The organism is Bradyrhizobium sp. (assembly GCF_016462955.1).
GTDB lineage: Bacteria > Pseudomonadota > Alphaproteobacteria > Rhizobiales > Xanthobacteraceae > Bradyrhizobium.
The window spans coordinates 7,992-9,785 of record NZ_JAEMSD010000037.1; the positions used below are offsets into that span (position 1 = coordinate 7,992).

1 protein-coding gene and 1 pseudogene are annotated in these 1,794 nt (G+C 64.8%); one reads left to right on the top strand and one right to left on the bottom strand.

What is annotated here, in order from left to right; all coding sequences use genetic code 11:
• Positions 1–1,423 (top strand): aspartate--tRNA ligase (gene aspS / locus JHD07_RS06600; protein ID WP_291620257.1); only part of this gene is annotated, 1,423 nt, incomplete at its 5' end.
• A gap of 160 nt (positions 1,424–1,583) precedes the next feature.
• On the opposite strand, the pseudogene JHD07_RS06605 reads toward aspS, so the two are convergent.
• Positions 1,584–1,794: pseudogene (locus JHD07_RS06605) on the bottom strand (hypothetical protein); the annotation flags it as partial.

Genomic DNA, 1,794 nt, shown 5'->3' on the forward strand with positions numbered 1-1,794 from the left:
CCAGGAATATCCCGAAGACATCCGCCTGAAGTACCGCTTCCTGGACCTGCGGCGCGAGAAGCTGCACCAGAACATCATGACGCGCATCGAGATCATCAAGTCGATGCGCCGGCGCATGGAGGGGCAGGGCTTCTTCGAGTTCAACACCCCGATCCTGACCGCGTCGTCGCCGGAAGGCGCACGCGACTTCCTGGTGCCCTCGCGGATCCATCCGGGAAAATTCTACGCGCTGCCGCAGGCGCCGCAGCAGTACAAGCAGCTGCTGATGATGTCGGGCTTCGACCGCTATTTCCAGATCGCGCCCTGCTTCCGCGATGAGGATCCGCGCGCCGACCGCCTGCCGGGCGAGTTCTACCAGCTCGACGTCGAGATGAGTTTTGTAACTCAGGAAGACGTCTTCGCCGCGATGGAGCCCGTCATCACCGGCGTGTTCGAGGAATTTGCCAAGGGCAAGCCCGTGACGAAAGGCTGGCGCCGGATTCCGTTCGCCGAGGCTTTGCGCAAATACGGCAGCGACAAGCCCGACCTGCGCAACCCGATCGAGATGCAGGACGTCTCCGAGCATTTCCGCGGCTCCGGCTTCAAGGTGTTCGCGCGCATGCTCGAAGACCCCAAGAACCAGGTCTGGGCGATCCCGGCAACGGGCGGCGGCTCACGTGCGTTCTGCGACCGCATGAACTCGTGGGCGCAGGGCGAGGGCCAACCGGGTCTCGGCTACATCATGTGGCGCGAGGGCGGCGAGGGCGCGGGCCCCCTTGCGAACAACATCGGGCCCGAGCGCACGGCCGCGATCCGCGCGCAGATCGGCCTCAAGGAAGGCGATGCCGCCTTCTTCGTCGCCGGCGACCCTGATAAGTTCTGGAAGTTTTCGGGCCTTGCCCGCAACAAGGTCGGCGAGGAATTGAACCTCACCGACAAGGAGCGGTTCGAGCTCGCCTGGATCGTCGACTTCCCGATGTACGAGTACAACGAGGAGGACAAGAAGGTCGACTTCTCGCACAACCCGTTCTCGATGCCGCAGGGCGGCCTGGAGGCGCTGAAGTCGCAGGATCCGCTGACCATCAAGGCGTTCCAGTACGACATCACCTGCAACGGCTACGAGATCGCCTCGGGCGGCATCCGCAACCACGTGCCGGAAGCCATGGTGAAGGCGTTCGAGATCGCAGGCTACGGCGAGCAGGAAGTGGTCGACCGCTTCGGCGGCATGTACCGCGCCTTCCAGTACGGCGCGCCGCCGCATGGCGGCATGGCCGCCGGTGTCGACCGCATCGTGATGCTCCTCTGTGGCACCACTAACTTGCGCGAGATCTCGCTGTTCCCGATGAACCAGCAGGCCATGGACCTCCTGATGGGCGCGCCCTCGGAAGCCACCACGAAGCAGCTCCGCGAGCTGCACATCCGGGTGAACCTGCCGCAGAAGTGAGGTTGCGGCAGTTCGATCTCGTGCCCCGGACGCGGCGCAGCACGTAGTGATCCGCTGCTGAGCCGGGGCCCATGCATCTCGGTATTCAGCAGCTTTCTGGATCCCGGCTCTGCGCCGCGTCACTGCGTGCCGCAGCGCGTCCGGGACGCGGAGAGCTCTCCTACAGCCCCGTCGAGGCCTCGATCCTGAACTGCGCCAGCGCGATGATCGGTTCGTGGTCGAGGACGTCGATCAGCTGAAGCAGCGGCAGCTTGCCGAACGGGGTCAGCTTGATGGTCAGCGTCTGCCCTGAGGTTGCGATGAAGCCGGCGAGGGCATCGACTGCCACCTTGGCGTCGAGATTGGAGGCCGCGATCTTCTCGCCCTGGGCC